Origin of the sequence: Mesorhizobium sp. (assembly GCF_004963255.1) — a bacterium.
Classification (GTDB): domain Bacteria; phylum Pseudomonadota; class Alphaproteobacteria; order Rhizobiales; family Rhizobiaceae; genus Mesorhizobium.
In genome coordinates, this window is record NZ_SUGA01000040.1 from 1 (window position 1) to 17394 (window position 17394).

At 64.5% G+C, this 17394-nt stretch carries 15 protein-coding genes; 8 read left to right on the forward strand and 7 right to left on the reverse strand.

Annotation, left to right across the window (positions count from 1 at the left end):
• Positions 1–59: 59 nt before the first annotated feature.
• The 4 genes from E5X34_RS27810 to E5X34_RS27825 all read right to left on the reverse strand — a co-directional run bounded on the left by E5X34_RS27810 (position 60) and on the right by E5X34_RS27825 (position 4213).
• Complete coding sequence (locus tag E5X34_RS27810; protein ID WP_292571543.1) at positions 60–1130, reverse strand: ABC transporter substrate-binding protein; 1071 nt, start codon at positions 1128–1130, stop codon at positions 60–62.
• 27 nt (positions 1131–1157) lie between these two features.
• A complete protein-coding gene (locus E5X34_RS27815; protein ID WP_292571546.1) occupies positions 1158–1976 on the reverse strand; it encodes an ABC transporter permease in 819 nt (272 codons plus the stop codon).
• Positions 1973–2860: an ABC transporter permease gene (locus tag E5X34_RS27820; protein ID WP_292571654.1), complete on the reverse strand. Its 888-nt coding sequence runs from the start codon at positions 2858–2860 to the stop codon at positions 1973–1975. Before E5X34_RS27820 ends, E5X34_RS27815 begins: the two co-directional genes overlap by 4 nt.
• A gap of 111 nt (positions 2861–2971) precedes the next feature.
• Complete coding sequence (locus tag E5X34_RS27825; protein ID WP_292571549.1) at positions 2972–4213, reverse strand: FAD-dependent oxidoreductase; 1242 nt, start codon at positions 4211–4213, stop codon at positions 2972–2974.
• A gap of 235 nt (positions 4214–4448) precedes the next feature.
• Between E5X34_RS27825 and E5X34_RS27830 the strand changes: the two genes are divergently transcribed.
• The 5 genes from E5X34_RS27830 to E5X34_RS27850 all read left to right on the forward strand — a co-directional run bounded on the left by E5X34_RS27830 (position 4449) and on the right by E5X34_RS27850 (position 9776).
• Positions 4449–5606 carry a fumarylacetoacetate hydrolase family protein gene (locus E5X34_RS27830; protein WP_292571552.1) on the forward strand — a complete coding sequence of 386 codons (1158 nt, stop codon included), beginning with the start codon at positions 4449–4451 and terminating at the stop codon, positions 5604–5606.
• 269 nt (positions 5607–5875) lie between these two features.
• A complete protein-coding gene (locus E5X34_RS27835) occupies positions 5876–6808 on the forward strand; it encodes a substrate-binding domain-containing protein (protein WP_292571555.1) in 933 nt (310 codons plus the stop codon).
• 100 nt (positions 6809–6908) lie between these two features.
• Positions 6909–7895: an ABC transporter permease gene (locus E5X34_RS27840; protein WP_292571558.1), complete on the forward strand. Its 987-nt coding sequence runs from the start codon at positions 6909–6911 to the stop codon at positions 7893–7895.
• Positions 7896–7899: 4 nt separating this feature from the next.
• Positions 7900–8694: an ATP-binding cassette domain-containing protein gene (locus E5X34_RS27845; protein WP_292571561.1), complete on the forward strand. Its 795-nt coding sequence runs from the start codon at positions 7900–7902 to the stop codon at positions 8692–8694.
• Between the two features lie 59 nt (positions 8695–8753).
• Positions 8754–9776, forward strand: coding sequence for a LacI family DNA-binding transcriptional regulator (locus tag E5X34_RS27850; RefSeq protein ID WP_292571564.1), 1023 nt, complete (start codon positions 8754–8756; stop codon positions 9774–9776).
• A gap of 350 nt (positions 9777–10126) precedes the next feature.
• Here the strand turns inward: E5X34_RS27850 and E5X34_RS27855 are convergent, their stop codons facing one another.
• Together E5X34_RS27855 and E5X34_RS27860 are read right to left on the reverse strand one after the other, a co-directional pair.
• Positions 10127–10915: a methyltransferase domain-containing protein gene (locus E5X34_RS27855; RefSeq protein WP_292571567.1), complete on the reverse strand. Its 789-nt coding sequence runs from the start codon at positions 10913–10915 to the stop codon at positions 10127–10129.
• A 54-nt stretch (positions 10916–10969) separates the two neighbouring features.
• The gene (locus E5X34_RS27860) at positions 10970–11551 is read right to left on the reverse strand and encodes a TetR/AcrR family transcriptional regulator (protein WP_292571569.1); all 582 of its coding nucleotides are present in this window, start codon (positions 11549–11551) and stop codon (positions 10970–10972) included.
• Between the two features lie 172 nt (positions 11552–11723).
• On the opposite strand from E5X34_RS27860, the gene E5X34_RS27865 reads away from it, so the two are divergent.
• The 3 genes from E5X34_RS27865 to E5X34_RS27875 are packed head-to-tail and all read left to right on the forward strand — an operon-like array spanning position 11724 to position 16392.
• Positions 11724–12038: a hypothetical protein gene (locus tag E5X34_RS27865; RefSeq protein WP_292571572.1), complete on the forward strand. Its 315-nt coding sequence runs from the start codon at positions 11724–11726 to the stop codon at positions 12036–12038.
• Complete coding sequence (locus E5X34_RS27870) at positions 12032–15229, forward strand: multidrug efflux RND transporter permease subunit (RefSeq protein WP_292571575.1); 3198 nt, start codon at positions 12032–12034, stop codon at positions 15227–15229. Before E5X34_RS27865 ends, E5X34_RS27870 begins: the two co-directional genes overlap by 7 nt.
• Positions 15230–15243: 14 nt before the next feature.
• The gene (locus E5X34_RS27875; protein WP_292571577.1) at positions 15244–16392 is read left to right on the forward strand and encodes an efflux RND transporter periplasmic adaptor subunit; all 1149 of its coding nucleotides are present in this window, start codon (positions 15244–15246) and stop codon (positions 16390–16392) included.
• Positions 16393–16465: 73 nt separating this feature from the next.
• Here E5X34_RS27875 and E5X34_RS27880 read toward each other — a convergent pair whose 3' ends face one another.
• The gene (locus E5X34_RS27880) at positions 16466–17389 is read right to left on the reverse strand and encodes a LysR substrate-binding domain-containing protein (protein WP_292571580.1); all 924 of its coding nucleotides are present in this window, start codon (positions 17387–17389) and stop codon (positions 16466–16468) included.
• Positions 17390–17394 lie beyond the last annotated feature (5 nt).

The following is a 17394-nucleotide window of genomic DNA, read 5'->3' on the forward strand; positions in this document are numbered from 1 at the left end:
GCTTTTCGTCCGCTGACGCGGACCGCTTCTCACCCCACAAGGGGAGAAGGGGGAGCTAGTCATCCCCCCGCCTTCACCTTCTCGAACATCTTGGCCATATCGTCATTCTGCTTCATCGGGCCGGTGAAGATGGTGCTCTTCAGCATCACGTCCGGATCCGCCGGCAGCTGCAGCTTGTCGAGCTCGTCCTTCGATACGCCGGCGAAAGCGGTCGAGAGCGAGCTGCCATAGCCGTAAGACTGAATCAGGAACTTGCCGGAGTCGGCGTCGAGCCGGCTGTTGATGAAATCATAGGCGAGATCGACGTTCTTGGCGTCCTTGAGCATGACGAAACCGCAGGCCCAGGTCAGCATGCCTTCCTTCGGCTTCATGAACTCGACCGGCACGCCCTGTTTCTTCAACGAGGTGGCCGACGCGTTCCAGGTCATGGCAGCGACCAGCTGACCGCTCGCCAGCGCCTGCTCGACCGAGGTCATGTCGGTGGTGTAGCTCGACAGCAGCGGCCGCTGCTCGCGCAGTTTTGCCGCGACCTTGTCCAGCTGGTCCGGCGTCATGTCGAAGGGATTAACGCCCGCGAGAAGCGCTGCGACGATGGGCGTGTCGTGCACGGCGTCGATGGTCGCCATGCGGCCGGCATATTGCTTGTCCCACAGAAGGTTCCAGCTTGCCTCCGGGTTCTTCACCAGATCGGTGCGGTAGAGGATCGAGGTGTTGCCCCAGTCCCAGGGCACCATCCAGACTTTGCCGTCGCCGGCCTGCAGGTCGGGAAGGTTCTTGAACACCGGGAAGACCGAATCCCAGTTCTTGATGCGCTTGGTGTCGATCGGCTGCAGCAGGCCTTCCTTGTTCCAGCGCGCCACCTTGTCGTAGCAGGGATGCGCAATGTCGGGCCGGAAGCCGGCCTTGACCTTGGTGAAGGCGTCGTCGTCGTCGCCGAAGATCGTCGCCTCGACGCCGTCCGGATGCGCGGCGAGGAAGCTCTTGTTGAAGTCCGGCAGCTCGTAGCCCGACCAGGTGAAATATTGCAGCTTGTCGGCGGCAAAAGCGACCGTCGACGACAGCGCCATGGCCAGGGCCGCGAGACCCGCCACGGCCTTGCGGCCGGTGATTGATTTCAGCTGTATCGTCATTTTCGTTCTCCTCTTCTTTGTTGTGCTTCAGGCTGGATTGCGGCGCGCGGCGCCGAGGCCGCGATGGCGCAGGATTTCGGCGGTTCCGGCGATGATGAAGGACACGGTGAGGATCACCGTTCCCAGCGCCATCACCGTCGGCAGCGAGCGCGGGAAACGCAGCTGGCTCCAGATGTAGAGCGGCAGCGTCGGCTCGGTGCCGGCGAGGAAAAAGACGACGATGAACTCGTCGAAGGAAATCAGGAAAGAAAGCATGAAGGCTGACAGCACGGCCGGCGCGCTCAGCGGCAGCATGACACGCCGGAACGTCGTCCAGTCGGAAGCGCCGAGATCGAGCGCCGCCTCGCGAATGGTCTTCGGAATGGCGGCGAAGCGGCTGCGCATGACCACCACCGTCGTCGGCAGCGCGACCAGGATATGGCCGAGCACGATCGAGATGCGCGAGGGGCCGAGGCCGATGAGGTTGACCAGGATCAACAGCGATATGCCGACGATGACGCCGGGGATCAGGATCGGCAGCCGGGCGATGGCGCTGATGGTGGCGGCGAGCGGCGAGCGGCCATAGAGGTCCATATAGGAAACGGTGATGCCGCAGAGCGTCGCCCCGCAGGCCGAGATGACGCCGATGACCAGGCTGTTGGCCAAGGCGCCGGAAAGCGCCGGGTTGCCGTAGAGCGTGCGATACCATTCGAGCGTGAAGCCCTGCAGCGGAAACGCCGCCTGGATGGAGTTGTTGAAGGAAAACAGCGGGATCAAAAGCACCGGCAGATAGAGGAAGACGAGATAGGCAAGCACGTAGAGGCCCAGCCAGCCGCCGCCTGCGTTGATGTCGGTCCGGGCGCTCATGTGCGGCTGCCAAACCGGCGGTCGGCGCCGCGCGCGACCAGCACGACGCACAGGATGACCAGCATGACGCAGACCGAAAGCGCCGCGCCGAACGGCCAGTCATTGGCCTTGCCGAACTGCGACTGGATCAGCGTGCCGATCATGGTGCTGGCCGGACCGCCGACCATGGCCGGCGTGACATAGTCGCCGACCGTCGGCACGAAGACGACGAGCGCCGCGGCCAGCACGCCCGGCATGGAATTGGGCAGCACGACGCGGCGGAACGAGGTGAAGGGCCGCGCGCCGAGATCGGAGGCGGCTTCGAGCAGCGATTTCGGGATCGTGTCCAGCGCCACATAGATCGGCAGAATGGCGAAGGGCGCATAGGCATGGGCGAGCGTCACCACCACCGCGGCCGGCGTGTTGAGGAAAGCCAGCGTCGGCTCCTTCCAGAGGCCGGTCTCGATGAAGGCGGAATTCAGCACGCCATTATAGGCGAGCACGATTTTCCAGGCGAAGACGCGCAAGAGATAGCTGGTCCAGAAGGGCAGCGTGACGAGGAAAAGCAAAAGGTTGCGGCGGCGGCCGGCATGGAAGGCGAGGTAATAGGCGACCGGATAGGCGGTGACGACGGTCGCGAGCGTCACCAGGCCGGCGATGACCAGCGAGCGCAGCGTCACCGTCCAGTAGAGCGGGTCGGTGGCGACGGTGACGAAATTCTCCGCCGTCAGGCCGACGCCGAGCAGCGAGCCGTCATTCCCCCTGAAGGCGAGGAAGACCACGAGGCCGAGCGCGAAGAGGATGAGGAAGAATGTGACCAGCCCACCCGGCAGCAGCATCGCGAAGCGGAAGACCGGCGAGATGCGGTTTTCCGGCAAGGGCCGTGCTGCAACGACGGTCGACATGTTCATGGCCCGTTTGGCGAAACTGTCCATCGGAATTTTGAAATCGCCTAATGCTTTTTCATATTCATGAAACTGTCAAGCTGAATCGCTTGTGCGCTGCACGCGTTCGGCTCAACGTTCGAACGCGTCGAGCATCCGGTACCAGGTGATGGCAGCGGCGACGCCGACCTGGCGAAAGGCGTGGAACGGGATCGGCCGGATCGGCGACAGCGGGAAGGGCAATTGCCTGGCATCGCCGCTGGCGAGGTAGTTCGCCATGCGCTTGCCGAGCGCGCTCATCAGGCCGACGCCCCTGCCCTGGCAGCCGACCACGGCAAGCAGGCCCTTTTCCGGTTCATGCAGATGCGGCAGGTGATCCGGCGTCAGCGCGACGCGGCCGAACCAGCGCTTCTCGATGGCGATGCCGGCAAGCGCCGGATAGAGCCGGATAAGCGCGCGTTCGAGATGCACCCAGTCGCCGGCGCTCGAAGGCAGCGCCATGCGGCCACGGCCGCCCAGCACCAACCGGCCGTCGGAGCTCTTTCGGTAGTAGACCAGGATGCGACGGGAATCGGAAACCGCTTGCCCGCCAGGCAGGATGCTTGCGGCAAGCTCCGCCGGCAGCGGCGCGGTGGCGATCTGAAAGGAATGCAGCGGCACGATGGTCTGGGCAAGCCCGGGCAGCAGGCCATCCGTATAGGCGTTGGTGGCGAGCACGACCGACCTGGCACGCAACTCGGCTCCGCCTTGCGTCGAGACCCGCCAGACGCCGGCCTCCTTGGCGAGCCTCACCACTCGCTGCTGCTCGGCGATGCCGGCGCCGGCCGCCGAGGCAACGCGGGCCAATTCGAGCGTGTAGGACAGCGGATCGATGATTCCGGCGCGGCGGTCGAGCCAGCCGCCGAGATAACCCCTGGCGCCGGTCATCGCCGCGATCTCGGCCTGATCGAGCAGCCTGACGTCGGCGCCGCGCGCCCGCCACTGGCGGTCGCGGTTCGCGGCAGCCTTCAGCGCTGTCTCGGTGTGCGCGGCCTGGATCCAGCCATTGCGCGTGAACGGCACAGCCAGCTTCTCGTTGCGGATCACATCGAACACGGCATCGGCCGTCGAGGCGGCGAACTCGACCAGGGCTTCGCCGCGCTCCTTGCCGAAATGCTCGATTAGCCATTCCGGATCGTATTTGAGGCCGGGAATGACCTGGCCGCCATTGAGACCGGACGCGCCCTGCCCGATCGCGCCGGCATCCAGCACCTGGACCGACAGACCGGCGCGCGCCGCATGAAGCGCCGTCGACAGGCCCATGATGCCGCCGCCGACAATGATCACGTCGAAAGCACCGCCGGCCGAAAATCCGAACCGGAATGCCGGCGCCATCAGTGGCTTCTGCCAGACCGGATCGGAGAAGGCTGCGGGCAAAGATCACCTCGGCGCTGGAACTTCGTGAAAATCCTATTGTCAATTTCATGAATTTGAAAGAGCGCTCGATAGGCCAGACAAGTCCTGGCTATGTGACAGCACAGCCATGGCCCATAAACCTTGGCATCGACGGGATAGACGTTTGCGCTAAATCCGGGGAAAGTGCCGCGCGACAATCGAGAGGAAAGATGCCATGACCGATCCGACCCGTCTGCCCGCCGATGGACTTTTCGTCGGCCGCGCCAGAACCAGCGAGGCCGCCCATCCGTCGGTGGTGACGGTGCGAGACGGCGAGGTCATCGATATCACTTCAAGCGCGGCGCCGACGGTGCGCGATCTTTGCGAGTTGAAGGATCCGGCCGACTACCTGCGTTCGGCCAAGGGCACGGCGATCGGCGCGCTCGCCGACATCGCGGCAAACAGCTTCGAGGCCAAACGCGACGCCACGAAGCCCATCCTGCTTTCGCCCGTCGACCTGCAGGCGGTGAAAGCCTCCGGCGTCACCTTCGTCGTCAGCCTGCTCGAGCGCGTCATCGAGGAGCAGGCGCGCGGCTCGGCGGAAAAGGCCGACGCCATCCGCGCCGACATCGCCGGGCTGATTGGCCACGATTTGTCGAAGCTCAAGCCCGGCTCGCCGGAGGCGATGGAGATCAAGGCCAAGCTGATCTCGCGCGGCGCCTGGTCGCAATATCTTGAAGTGGGCATCGGCCCCGACGCCGAGATCTTCACCAAATGCCAGCCGATGGCGTCCGTCGGCTTCGGCGCCGATGTCGGCCTGCATCCGGTCTCCACCTGGAACAATCCGGAGCCGGAGATCGCCATGATCGCCGACAGCTCGGGCCGCATCGTCGGCGCCACGCTCGGCAACGACGTCAACCTGCGCGATGTCGAAGGGCGCTCGGCGCTGCTTCTGGGCAAGGCCAAGGACAACAATGCTTCCGCCTCGCTCGGACCGTTCATCCGGCTCTTCGACGAGACCTTCTCGATTGCCGACGTCAAGCGCGCCACGGTGCGGCTCAGCGTCGAGGGCGAGGATGACTTCTCGCTGGAGGGCGCGAGCTCGATGGCGGAAATCAGCCGCTCGCCGGAAGAACTGGTCAAGGCCGCGATGGGGCCGCATCACCAGTATCCCGACGGGCTGGCGCTCTATCTCGGCACGATGTTCGTGCCATCCAAGGACCGTGGCGAGAAGGGCAAGGGCTTCACCCACAAGGTCGGCGACATCGTCACCATCTCATCGGAAAAGCTCGGTGCGCTCACCAACCGCGTGCGGCTGTCGCCGGACTGCCCGTACTGGACTTATGGCGCCAGCCACCTCATGCGCGACCTAGCGAAGGCCAATCTTCTCTAGCGCCCAACCGAGGCGACGTTGTCCAAGCCCGCCGCAGAGAGCGAGCGCTAACGGCACCGCCTGCCCGAGAAAATAGCGCCTGAACTGATGCAATCTGATGGGATTGCTGATGGCGTGTGCGCCTGACCCAACATCCATTGGCGACGGAGGCTTGCCACCGCTGGAAAGAGGGGAATGCTCTGGGCGTCCCGCTCGGCGCTGGCAGGAGGTGCGGTCCGAGGGCCGCATCGCGCTTGATGGAGGAGAGTTTCAACATGGGAGGAAATCGAATGCTTTCGCGGCTAAGACTGCTCGTGCTTGGCTTGATCGCGCTCGTCGCCATTCCGGCGATGGCGCAGGCCAAGACGTTCTACTGGATTTCGCATGGCGGCCCGGCCGACCCGGTCTGGACCTACTTCCTTGCCGGCGCCAAGCAATGGGCAAGCGACACCGGCAACAAGGTCAACACGTCGTTCCATAATGGCGACGTTGCCTCGCAGCAGGAGGCGATCCGCGCCGCCATCTCGGCCAAGGCCGACGGCATCGTCACCACCAGCCCCGATCCGGGCAGCCTGATCGAGCTCGCCAAGGAAGCGCGCGCGGCCAACATCCCGATCATCAACTTCAACACGCCCGATCCGAAAGCCAACTTCAACGCCTATGTCGGCGGCGACAACGTCACCTTCGGCAAGCACTGGGCACAATACCTGGTCGACAAGGGCCTGGTGAAGAAAGGCGACTTCGTCTGGATGCCGGTCGAGGTCCCCGGCGCCACCTATGGCGTGCAGGAAGAGGAAGGCATCAAGAGCGTCTTCGAGCCGCTCGGCATCACCTATGAAATCACCGAGGCCACGCTCGACCAGGCCGAAGTGATCAGCCGCATGGCCGACTACCTCACCGCGCATAAGGGCAAGGTGAAGGCGATCATCGGCCTCGGCGACCTCGTCACCGGCTCGATCAAGCGCGTGTTCGACCAGGTGGGCGTCAAGCCGGGCGAGATCCCGGTCGTCGGCTGGGGCAACTCGCTCGACACCACGCAGGAAGTGCTGAACGGCTATGTCAACGCCGCGCAGTGGCAGGACCCGCAGGCGACCAGCTATGTGGCGCTGTCGCTCGCCAACATGGCCGCGAGCGGCATTCCCCCGGGCTTCAACGTCATCACCGGCGCGCTCTATGAGAAGGACACCGCCGGCGTCTACGACAAGATCCTGTCCGGCAAATAACCCCTGATCCGAGCGGTCGCGACGGCAACGCCGCGACCGCCTTTTCCTGTCCCGCCGCGCCCGCCTTCGCAGGCAGGCCGGCCCTCATGTCGCGGGTTCAATGGAAAACCGTTCCTTCGTCCAACGCCTGATCGCGCGGCCCGAATTCGGTCCGCTGGTGCTGCTCATGGTCGAGCTCGCCGTCTTCTGGGGCATCAATCCCGACTTCCTGTCGCCGCAGAACATCTCCAACATCCTGGCCTTCACCGTCGAGCTCGGCCTGATCGCGCTGGCGATGACGCTGCTGATGACATCGGGCGAATTCGATCTTTCCGTCGGCTCGCTGTTCGGCTTCTCGCCGGTCTTGATGTGGACGCTCTACAACAGCGGCGTCACCTCGCTGGAGGTGGGCCTGCTGATCGCGCTGGTGGTCGCGGCGCTGATCGGGCTGGTGAATGGTTGGTTCGTGACCCAGCTCAAGATCCCGTCCTTCCTGGTGACGCTCGGCATGCTGCTGGTCGTGCGCGGCACAGCACTCTTCATCACCGACGGTTTCCCGCAGCGCACCTGGAGCGCCGAAGGCAGCTGGCTGGCTGATATCCTGGTCGGCGACTTCTATGTCGGACCGTTCCGCATCTACGCCTCGCTGTTCTGGTTCATCGGTGCCGCGATCATCCTCGGCTATGTGCTGACGCAGAGCCGCACCGGCAACTGGATCCAGGCCGCCGGCGGCAACCCCAATGCGGCGCGTGCGCGTGGCGTCAACGTCAACCGCGTCAAGGTCGGCCTGTTCGTCGTGTCGGCGGTGATGGCCTCGCTCGCCGGCGTGATCTCGTCGCTGCGCACCTCCGCGGCCAATCCGAACAGCGGCACGGGCTACGAGCTCGAGGTCATCGCCATGGTGGTGATCGGCGGCACGGCGCTGACCGGCGGGCGCGGCACCATCATCGGCACCGTGCTCGGCATCCTGATCCTGCGCGTGATGCGCAACGGCATCGTGCTGATCGGCGTGCCGGGGCTCGCTTACAACATCTTCATCGGCGCGATCATCCTCGGCATGATGGCGCTGCATTCGTGGCTCGAACGCCGGCACCAGGCAGGGACTTAAGACGATGGCCGAGCCTCTGATCCGCATGGCAAACATCCGCAAGTCCTACGGGCGCGTGCACGCGCTGGTGGACGCCAATTTCCACGTCAACGAAAAGGAGATCGTCGGCCTGCTCGGCGACAACGGCGCCGGCAAGTCGACGCTGATCAAGGTGCTGTCGGGCGCCGTGCCGCTGACCAGTGGCGACATCTTCATCCGCGGCAAGAAGGTCACGCTGCGCTCGACCAGCGATGCCATCGCGCATGGCATCGAGACGATCTACCAGGACTCGGCGCTGGTCACGCAGCTGTCTATCGCGCGCAACCTGTTCCTCGGGCGCGAGCCGATCAAGCCGCCGCGCTTCCTGAACCGCATGGACCAGGAGGCAATGAACGCGGTGGCGCGCGACCTGCTCAGGCAGGTCGGCATCACCAAGAACATCCCGCCGACGACGCCGATCGGCTCGCTGTCGGGCGGCGAGCGGCAAGCCGTGGCGATCGCGCGCGCCATGCATTTCGACAGCGATCTCATCATCCTCGACGAGCCGACCAACAATCTCGGCGTCGCCGAGACGCAAGGTGTGCTGAGCTTCGTGCGCAGCGCCCGCGATTCCGGTCATTCCTGCATCTTCATCGCGCACAACATCCACCACGTCTTCCAGGTGGTCGACCGCATCGTGGTGATGCGCCGGGGCAAGGTGGTGGCCGACGACATCGATCCGAAGAAGACGACGGTGGCCGAGGTCGAGCGCGTCATCACCGGCATGTCGGACAAGGAAATCCGCGACGCGATTTCAGACGGCCGGGACTCGCATGGCTGATTTCGGCTGACTTTGACTTGGCGTGACAGGGGCTCGCATCCCATCCTATGACTGGACCCATGAAAGCCACCGTAGCCGACATCGCCAAGAGCTGCGGCCTGTCGACCGCGACCGTCGACAGGGTGCTGAACAACCGTCCGGGCGCAAGCGCGGCCAACCGGCAGCGCGTGATGGAAGCGGCCAAGCAGCTCGGCTACCTGCCGACGCTCGACCAGGTCGTGCTGCCGTCGAAGCCGGCGCATCTCGAATTCTTCCTGCCGATGGGGTCCAACGCCTTCATGGCCGATCTCGCCCACCACATTGAGGATTATGCGGCGCGCCTGCCCCTGGTCGCGTCCTGCCGCATCCACAACCTTGCCGGCATTTCGCCCGGCGCGCTGCAGAGCGCTGTGGAGAATCTGTCGCTCAAGGCCAATGGCGTCGGTGTCATCGCCGTCGATCACCCGCGCACGCGCAACATTCTGCGCGAGCTGGTCGAGGCGGGAATCAGGCTGGTCACGCTGGTCTCGGATGTGCCGGCGGCGCCCCGCTCGGCCTATGTCGGCATTGACAATCGCGTGGCGGGCCGCACGGCGGCGCTGCTGATGGGGCGCTTCCTCGGCGGCCGCACCGGGCATCTGGCGATGATGGTCGGCTCGCGCTCCTATCGCGGCCATGAAGAGCGCGAGATGGGCTTCCGCTCGGTGCTGAGCGAGGAGTTCCCCAATCTCACCGTGTCCAGCGCCGTCGAGATCAACGACGAGCCGGACGCCAGCTACCGCGCCACCATCAAGGCGCTGCACGACGAACCGGATCTGCTCGGCATCTACTGCGTCGGCGGCGGACGCTCCGGCGTCGCCAGGGCGTTGCTGGAAGCCAAGCCGCGCAGGAAGCCGGTCTTCATCTGCCACGACCTGACCAAGGAGACACGGCGCTATCTCGTCGATGACCTCGCCGACGTCGTCATCGACCAGAATGCGCGGCTGATCGCCGAACAGTCGGTGATCCGCCTGCTCGGCTCGATCGCCTCCTCGGCCCCCTACCTGACCAAGAAATTCATCGAGCCGCGGCTGATCTTCAAGGAAAACGTGCCGGTGCAGTAGACTGGCGACGGGTGCCGGCGGGCGGCTATTCGGATTTGTCTGATAATTGATCCCGCAATTCTGCACAGCAGCTATGCACGTTTCGCAATTGCCGAATCGTTGGGCAACTCGTATTTATGAACCTGTCGGATGTCTTCCTCCTCCCAGACACCGGCGCTGAGTGCGGTACACCTCCTCCCGTGCCGTATTCGAAATCAAGCCCGCTGCCACCTCCTCCCGGCAGCGGGCTTTTTCTTTGCGCGCCAAAGGCGGGAGAAGCCAGCCCATCTGATCCCGAACAAGTACGGGCTATCTCTTTGATTTAACGCAACTCCGGACGGAAAACCGATCACACTTCTCCTGGAATTGCTCTAGCCATTCGCTGTCACCAGATTGGAGCTGAGTTCGAAAGCGACTCCCGATCCATCGGCGTAGGACTGCAGCACGGGCGCACTCCCGCTCACTATATCCTGCACGACGCGCATGCGTTCGTGATCGCCCATTGCCTTGCCGTCAGCGCTCATGCCGACCAGCGCCATCGTGTTCAATCGCAGAAGGGGCGCCCCGTCCTCAAAGCGTATCCTACGCGATATCGTCCTTGATCGAACGTCGTGGAAGCCGGCGCCCCGGAGCAGCGCCTCGATCAGCGCCGCATTGCCAAAGCTGTGGCGCAGGTCGGCGATTGGGCCGAGGAGCCGCTCGGCGACGCGGCGAAGTTCTCGAAAGAATGGGATTTCCTCATCGGAGCGCCAGGTAGCAACCGCCAACCGGCCGCCCTGCTCCATAGCCCGCCGCATCTGCGCCGCCGCGGCGGGCTTGTCGGGAAAGAACTGCAGCCCCTGCTGACAGACGATCACGTCGAACTGCTCTCCCTCAAGGACGGGCAGTGCACCTGCATTGCCTACGCGCCAATCGATGTCTGGCGCCACGGTGCGCGCGACGGCAAGCATATCCGCGTTGATGTCGATGCCGACGACATAGCCGGCGGCACCGAGCCGTTCTCTGGCAACGCGGGCGACTATTCCCGTGCCGCAGGCGATGTCCAACACACGCTGGCCTGGAGAGAGCTTCACCTCTTCGAAGGTCACTTCGGCCCAGGGGCGGAAGAGAGGACCCACGAGCCAGCGCTCATACATCTCCGCAAAACTTGCCTGACCCATCGTCTAGCGCCCGTTTCTGGGACAGCATAACAGAATCAGGACGAGGCGAAGAGATCAGCGCGCCCGGAACGAGGCAATCAGGCTCTCGGCCATGCGCACGAATTGCGCGCTCGGGCCTTCCGCGCCGACGCTTTGCATCGAGACGCGGGCGCCTTCGAGCAGCAGCGACAGCGTGTCGGCGAGAAGCTCGGCCTGGCCGATGCCGGCATCCCGGCAAAGCGCAACCAGCTTCTCGCGCTGAGCTTCCTTCAGCTCCTTGATGACGCGCCGGGCCGGGTGATCGGCCTCGGTGAGCTCGACGGCGGCATTTGCCATGTCGCAGCCACGGCTGTCGGCGCTGAGCAGTTCCGAAGCCTTCTGGACCCAGGCATGCAACTGGGCGAGCTTGTCGCCGGGATGCCTGGCCTCGAACTCGTCCCAGATCCTTGAAGCCTTCGCCGCCGTGGCGCGCAGGCATTCCACGACCAGCTCGTCCTTGGACTCGAAATGGCGGTAAAGCGTCATCTTGTTGGTGCCGGCAGCCTCGGTGATGGCGTCGACGCCAACGCCCTTGATGCCGTGCTTGTGGAACATGTCCTGCGCCGTCTCCAGGATTCGATCCCGGGGACGGGAACGCTCCGCGACGCCGTCACTCATGATGATCTCCTTTCGTCGTTTCCAAAAAAACCGTCGCCACCTCTTGACTAGGGTGTTACCGGTCTGTAACTTTCAGATGTTACTTACTGGTAACACCTATATCACTCGCCGTCAAACGACAAGGCCCTCCGATAGCCTGCCAGAGTGAGATAGGACGAAAAAGCAGCCTGTCATGCGGCTTCGGCCGGTGAAAAAGAGAAAAGCGGTCCGCGATCAATCGATGCGGACCGAGCAAGGAGCCGCTCCTATGCAAAAGCGCAAAGACCTGACGATCGACGAAGCCGTCCGGGATCCGATGATCCGGCTGGTGATGAAGGCAGACGGAATCGACCCCAAAGCCTTCGAACGAATGCTGCGCCAGCGCGCGGCGAAACAGGCGCCGGACGATGAAGTCCTGCCTTCCTTCCTGCAGGATTCCGGTTCCGGCCGGACCCGGCGCCTGCGCCATTTCGCAAAGCCGTTCGGCGAGGCATCCGCATCATGGTAAATTTCTTCGTCCACCGCCCGATCTTTGCGTCGGCGATCGCCATCATCATGGTGCTCGCCGGTGCGATCGCCTATTTCCTGCTGCCGGTCTCGCAGTTCCCAGACATCACGCCGCCGCAGGTCGTGGTCAGTGCCCACTATCCCGGCGCCAGCGCGCAGGTCGTGGCCGATACGGTCACCACGCCGCTCGAGCAGCAGATCAACGGCGTGCAGGGCATGACCTACATGTCGTCGACGAGCTCGAATGACGGCTCGTCCACCATCACCATCACCTTCGACGTCGGCTATCCGCTGAGCACGGCAGCCGTCGACGTGCAGAATCGCGTCAGCCAAGCGGCGTCCTCCCTGCCGGCCATCGTCAACCAGGGCGGCGTGACGATCAAGAAGCAGAACCCCAATTTCGTGCTGATCGTCGACCTGACCTCGCCGGACGGCTCGGTCGATCCGGTGGCGCTGAGCAACCTCGCCTATCTGCAGGTCGTCGATCCTCTGAAGCGCCTGCCGGGCGTGGGCGACGTGCAGATCTTCGGCGAGCGCCGCTATTCGATGCGCGTCTGGCTCGACCCAGACAAGCTCGCCAATCTCGGCATCACCGCCGTCGACGTCCAGAACGCCATCGCCGAGCAGAACGTGCAGGTGGCGGCTGGCAAGATCGGCCAGTCGCCGGCGCCGGCCGGGACCGCCTTCGAAATGCAGGTCAATGCCGTCGGCCGCCTGAGCGACCCGAAGGAATTCGGCGACATCGTCGTGCGCGCCAACTCCCAGAACGGCTCGCTCGTGCGGCTGCGCGACGTCGCCCGCATCGAGCTCGGCGCGCTGCAATATTCATCGTCCGCCTTCTTCGGCAAGGATCCGACGGTGGTTTTGGCCGTCTACCAGATGCCCGGTTCCAACGCCCTCGATCTGCAGCAGCGGGTCAAGGACAAGATGCAGGAGCTGTCGCAGCGTTTCCCGAAGGGCGTCCATTACGCCATGCATTACGACACGACGCGCTTCGTGTCGGCCTCGATGCATGACGTGCTGATCACGCTCGGCGAAGCTCTGGTGCTGGTCGTGGCCGTGGTGTTCATCTTCCTGCAGAGCTGGCGCACCACCATTATCCCGACCATCGCCATTCCAGTCTCGCTGATCGCGACGCTGGCGATCATGTACATGCTGGGCTTCTCGCTCAACATGCTTTCGCTGCTCGGCATGGTGCTGGCGATCGGCCTTGTCGTCGACGACGCGATCGTCGTTGTCGAGAATGTCGAGCGACAGCTGGAAGCGGGCTTGAAGCCGCTTGCCGCAACGCGCGCGGCAATGGCCGAGGTGACGGGACCGATCATCGCCACCACGGCGGTGCTGATGGCGGTGTTCATTCCCGTCGCCTTCATCCCCGGCGTCTCCGGCCGGCTTTACAACCAGTTCGCGCTGACAGTGGCGATCTCGGTCGGCATCTCGGCCTTCAACTCGCTGACGCTGTCGCCGGCGCTGAGCGCTGCCTTCCTGCGTCATCGCGGCGAAACGCAGTTCGTGCTGTTCCGCTGGTTCAACGCTGGCTTCGACTGGCTGTCGCATGCCTATGCGCATGGCGTGCGCATCCTGATCAAGCTGCGCTGGATCATGCTCGGCCTGTTCGCGGCCGGCCTCGTCGCCACCTATTTCGTCTGGCAGAAATTGCCCTCGACCTTCCTCCCAGTCGAGGACCAGGGCTATTTCTTCGTCGTCATCCAGCTGCCGGACGGCGCCTCGCTTGAGCGCACCGACGCGGTGGCGCAGAAGGCGCGCGACATCCTGCAGAACACCCCCGGCGTCGACATCGTCGGCTCGATCAGCGGCCTGAACTTCCTGACCAGCGCCGCGCAGTCGAACTCGGCGGTGGAGTTCGCCATCCTGAAACCGTGGGATGAGCGGGGGCCAGACCAGAGCGCGTCCAAACTGGTCGAGCAGGTGCGCGGCAAGCTGCTGCAGATGCCGGATGCGTTCGCGCTGTCCTTCGATCCGCCCTCGATCCCAGGCCTCGGCACCACCGGCGGCTTCGAGTTCCAGGTGGAGGACCTCTCGGGCCGTGGCAGCGCCGCGTTGAACGATGTCACGCAGGCGCTGATAGCGGAAGCACGCAAGCAGCCGGAACTCAACCCGCAGCAGCTGTTCTCGTCCTTCTCGACCTCGACGCCGCAGTTCAACTACGACCTCGACCGCAGCAAGGCGAAGCTTCTCGGCCTCAACCTGCCGGATGTGTTCAACACGCTGCAGATCTATCTCGGCTCGCTCTACGTCAACGACTTCAACCTGTTCGGCCGCACCTTCCGCGTGACCATCCAGGCCGACAAGGACGCGCGCGCCGACGCCACCGACATCTCCAGGCTCTATGTGCGCAACGCGTCTGGCGGCATGGTGCCGCTGAGCACGCTGGGCAAGCTGGTGCCGATCGTCGGACCCGAGACCGTGCCGCATTACAACAACAATGCCTCGGCGCTGATCAATGGCGGCGCCGCCCCCGGCTTCTCGTCCGGACAGGCGGTGGCGGCGATGGAGCGGGCGGCGGCCAACGTGCTGCCGCGCGACTTCGGCTACGAATGGACCGGCATCACCTTCCAGGAGCTCAAGGCCGGATCGATCGCCTCGGTCGTGTTCGGGCTGGCGATCGTCTTCGTCTTCCTGATCCTGGCGGCGCAGTATGAAAGCTGGGCGATGCCCTTCATGGTGCTGCTCGCCGTGCCGCTGGCTCTGTTCGGCGCCTTCATCGTGCTCATGCTGCGCGGCATGCAGATCGACGTCTATTCGCAGATCGGCTTCGTCATGCTGATCGGCCTGGCGGCCAAGAATGCGATCCTGATCGTCGAGTTCGCAAGGCGACGGCGCGAGGAAGGCCTCACCATCGTCGAGGCCTCGATGGAGGCCGCGCGGCTGAGGCTGCGGCCGATCCTGATGACCGCCTTCGCCTTCATCCTCGGCGTGCTGCCGCTGATGTTCGCGACAGGCGCGGGTGCGGCAAGCCGGCAGTCGATCGGCACCACCGTCTTCGGCGGCATGGTGGCGGCGACCATCCTGTCGCTGGTCTTCGTGCCCGTCTTCTACGCGGTGATCGAACAGCTGCGCGAGCGCGGCGAAAAGGAATCAGCCGAGGGACATCACGGCGCCCCTGAGTCAAAGGAAATTGAACCGACCGCCGAGCCGGCGCTTCAGCCGCTCGCCCAGGCGGCGGAATAGGATTGGAGAGCAAAATGCGTAGATGGAAAATCGCTTTAGGCGCCGCCGTCGCGGTGGGCGCAGTGTCGGTTGCAAGCGTCCACTTGCTGAACCCGGGCTATCTCGGCGGCGGCACGGCGGGCGCGGCGCCCGCCCCGGCGGCCTTCGTCATGCCGGTGCCGGTGGTGAATGTCGTAAAGAAGACGCTGCCGATCTATCTCGACTATGCCGCGCGGGTTGAGTCGATCCGCAGCATCACGCTGCAGGCGCGCGTGCCGGGCTATCTGCAGGAGCAGACCGCGGCCGACGGCAGCGACGTCAAGCAGGGCGACCTGCTCTACCGGATCGCGCCGGAGGATTATCAGGCCGCGCTCGACCAGGCGAAGGCGCAGGTGCAGCGCGATACCGCGACGCTCGAATATGCAAGGTCCAATCTCGGCCGCGGCACCGACCTCGCCAAGGCCGGTTATCTCGACAAGGACAGCTTCGACCAGCGCACCAGCAATCTTCGCGCGGCGCAGGCCGCCCTTGCCGTCGACCAGGCGGCGGTGCGGACCGCCGAGCTCAACCTTGGCTATGCCGAGATCAAGGCGCCCTTCTCGGGCCGGATCGGCCGCAACCAGGCTTCGGTCGGCACGCTGGTCAGCGTCGCCGGCACGGTGCTGAACACGCTGGTGCAGCTCGACCCGATCTATGTGACCTTCAACCCGAGCGAGACCGATCTCGTGCAGATCGAACAGGCGAAGGCCAATGGTCCGATCGCTGTCGACGTGCTGTTGCCCGGCGAGACGCAGCCCAGCCAGAAGGGTGAGCTGACCTTCATCGACAACACGATCGATCACTCGACCGGCACGATCACGGCGCGCGCCACGATCGGCAACGCCAAGTTCACGCTGCTGCCCGGGCAATATGTGCGGGTGCGGCTGCATGTGAAGGAACAGCCCAACACGCTGATGGTGCCGCAGGTGGCGCTGGGCTCCAGCCAGCTCGGCAAGTACCTCTATGTCATCGGCAAGGGCAACACCGTCGATCAGAAGCTGGTGTCGCTTGGGCCGACCGACGGCGACCTGATTTCCGTGACCTCCGGCATTTCCGAGACCGACCAGGTGATCACGGGCAATCTGCAGAAGATCGGACCCGGAATGCCGGTTTCTCCCTTGCCGCAACCGAAACCGGCCAGCTGATAACCCCCATCAGTTTCCGGTCCGACGGCGCCTTCGACTCCCACGTCGAGGGCGCCGTTTTGTTATGAGGGTCTCAGACGGCTCCCGGCGGTTGCTTCGCCGCATTGCCTGCAAGCAGCGCGACCAATCCTGCAATATCCGCCCTCTCGGCCTTGGCCGGCAGCATGAAGGCGCAATAGGGCTGGCCGAGGCGGACCGAGACGGAAGACAGCGCGATCAACCGGCCGGCTTCGAGATCCGCGTTCGCCATCACCTTCTGCCCAAGAGCTATTCCAAGCCCCAGCCTTGCCGCGCCGATCGCCAGGCTGGACAGGCCGACGCGCCGGCCATGCGACGGGTCGGGCTCGCGGCTACCGCCTGCGGCGGCGAACCAATCCGCCCAGCTCGGATGCGAGGCATAGTTCGGCCCCCAGTTGGTGTGGATGAAGTGGCTATCATGCATATCGGCCAAGCCGGCAGCTCCTTGGCCGTAGCGTTGCCAGAACTCAGGGGCTGCGACCGGCAGCACCTCGTCATGGACGAGCCTGACCATTTTCAGCGCCGGATAATGGTAATCGCCGTAGCTGATGCGCAGATCGATGTTCTGGCGCACCACGTCGACGGGATCGTCCTCGACCCGGACATCGATCGCCATTTGCGGAAAGCCGTCGAGCAGCACCGCCAATCGTGGCGCCAGCCAAAGCTCGGCAAGCGAGAACGGCACGCTCACCACGAGGCGCGTGCGCAAGCCGCCTTCCAGCATGCGCCGGCCGACCGCCGCGATCTCGCCCAGCGCATGCGCCGTCTGCGGATAGATGGCGTGGCCGGCATCGGTCAGCGCGATGCGGTTGCCATTGCGCACGAAGAGCTGCTTGCCGAACCAGTCTTCCAGGTTGCGGATCTGCTGGCTGACCGCGGCCGACGAGACACCGAGCTCGCTCGCGGCAAGCGTAAAGGAGCCGGCGCGGGCTGCGACCTCGAAGGCCCGCATCGCATTCAATGGTGGAAGCTTTTCCACGTTTT

What these genes read in the sequence shown, in the direction of transcription:
- E5X34_RS27825 (WP_292571549.1), bottom strand. Translation starts at nt 4,213, where the DNA reads ATGGCGCCGGCATTCCGGTTCGGATTTTCGGCCGGCGGTGCTTTCGAC.
- E5X34_RS27820 (WP_292571654.1), bottom strand. Translation starts at nt 2,860, where the DNA reads ATGTCGACCGTCGTTGCAGCACGGCCCTTGCCGGAAAACCGCATCTCG.
- E5X34_RS27835 (WP_292571555.1), top strand. Translation starts at nt 5,876, where the DNA reads ATGCTTTCGCGGCTAAGACTGCTCGTGCTTGGCTTGATCGCGCTCGTC.
- E5X34_RS27855 (WP_292571567.1), bottom strand. Translation starts at nt 10,915, where the DNA reads ATGGGTCAGGCAAGTTTTGCGGAGATGTATGAGCGCTGGCTCGTGGGT.
- E5X34_RS27840 (WP_292571558.1), top strand. Translation starts at nt 6,909, where the DNA reads ATGGAAAACCGTTCCTTCGTCCAACGCCTGATCGCGCGGCCCGAATTC.
- E5X34_RS27815 (WP_292571546.1), bottom strand. Translation starts at nt 1,976, where the DNA reads ATGAGCGCCCGGACCGACATCAACGCAGGCGGCGGCTGGCTGGGCCTC.
- E5X34_RS27830 (WP_292571552.1), top strand. Translation starts at nt 4,449, where the DNA reads ATGACCGATCCGACCCGTCTGCCCGCCGATGGACTTTTCGTCGGCCGC.
- E5X34_RS27850 (WP_292571564.1), top strand. Translation starts at nt 8,754, where the DNA reads ATGAAAGCCACCGTAGCCGACATCGCCAAGAGCTGCGGCCTGTCGACC.
- E5X34_RS27875 (WP_292571577.1), top strand. Translation starts at nt 15,244, where the DNA reads ATGCGTAGATGGAAAATCGCTTTAGGCGCCGCCGTCGCGGTGGGCGCA.
- E5X34_RS27860 (WP_292571569.1), bottom strand. Translation starts at nt 11,551, where the DNA reads ATGAGTGACGGCGTCGCGGAGCGTTCCCGTCCCCGGGATCGAATCCTG.
- E5X34_RS27865 (WP_292571572.1), top strand. Translation starts at nt 11,724, where the DNA reads ATGCGGCTTCGGCCGGTGAAAAAGAGAAAAGCGGTCCGCGATCAATCG.
- E5X34_RS27870 (WP_292571575.1), top strand. Translation starts at nt 12,032, where the DNA reads ATGGTAAATTTCTTCGTCCACCGCCCGATCTTTGCGTCGGCGATCGCC.
- E5X34_RS27845 (WP_292571561.1), top strand. Translation starts at nt 7,900, where the DNA reads ATGGCCGAGCCTCTGATCCGCATGGCAAACATCCGCAAGTCCTACGGG.
- E5X34_RS27810 (WP_292571543.1), bottom strand. Translation starts at nt 1,130, where the DNA reads ATGACGATACAGCTGAAATCAATCACCGGCCGCAAGGCCGTGGCGGGT.